The sequence below is a fragment of the Heminiphilus faecis genome (genome assembly GCF_008728965.1).
GTDB classification, from domain to species: Bacteria; Bacteroidota; Bacteroidia; order Bacteroidales; family Muribaculaceae; genus Muribaculum; species Muribaculum faecis.
This window is the reverse complement of the sequence record NZ_VSMC01000070.1, coordinates 1-816: the sequence shown is the minus strand read 5'-3', so window position 1 is coordinate 816 and position 816 is coordinate 1. Positions and strand designations below refer to the sequence as shown.

General features: G+C 53.9%; 2 protein-coding genes. Both read left to right on the top strand.

Annotated elements, in window-relative coordinates; genetic code table 11:
• On the top strand, nt 1-315 hold a 315-nt coding region (locus tag FW767_RS12955), incomplete at its 5' end, for an ISAon1 family transposase N-terminal region protein (protein WP_150980741.1).
• Nucleotides 281-816, top strand: a 536-nt coding sequence (locus FW767_RS12950; RefSeq protein ID WP_150980738.1) for a transposase, incomplete at its 3' end; no start/stop codon positions are given. The genes FW767_RS12955 and FW767_RS12950, both read left to right, overlap by 35 nt.

Sequence of the window (816 nt, the reverse complement as noted above, 5' to 3'; positions counted from 1 at the left end):
GTCGTCAAGGTGGATAAAACCAAAGAAACCCTTGATGTCACTTTGGAGGAAAGAGATAATGGAGTTGACGGTTACACTGCCGGGCAACTTCGCCCGAATGGCTTCTATGAGGAAAGCATCGTGCGTGATTATCCGGTGAGAGGCCGCAAGATGTCGTTCCATATCAAGCGTCGCCGCTGGGTTGAGACAGAGACAGGCAGGAGCGTCAGCCGACGCTGGGATTTAGTCGCCGAAGGTACCCGCTTCTCGAAAGAGTTTGCGGCTTTTTTAAAAGATATGCTTGGACAGATACCCGATTACGGGCCGCTCTCTTGAGTGGTTCTTCGACATAGACGGCGATCTGTTTGAGCGCCAGTACAAGCGCCATCTGAGCGGATACCGGCAGTGGAAGGACACTCCGGAGGGTCTTCATGCCGGGCAGTGGCGGGTGTTTCCGCAGAACATAGGGCCGCATCTGAGCATCGACGAGACCTCGCTCAGCCGCGGAGAACTTTACACCATTGTGACAAACAAAGAGGCACACGGCAGAAAGCATTCCATCGTGGCGATAGTCCTAGGTACGGATTCAGATGTGGTCTTACGTGCTCTGCGCCAGATTAAAAGCGAGCTTCGCAATAAGGTTAAGGAAATCACCCTTGACCTGTCGGAAAGCATGCACCGCATCTGTCGGCTGGCATTTCCGAAAGCCTCACGTGTGATTGACCGGTTCCATCTACAGCGGCTCGCCCTTGACGCTGTTCAGGAAATACGTATAAAGCACCGTTGGGACGCCATCAATGCCGATACCGACGGCAGGGAGAGCGCAAAGATCGAGGG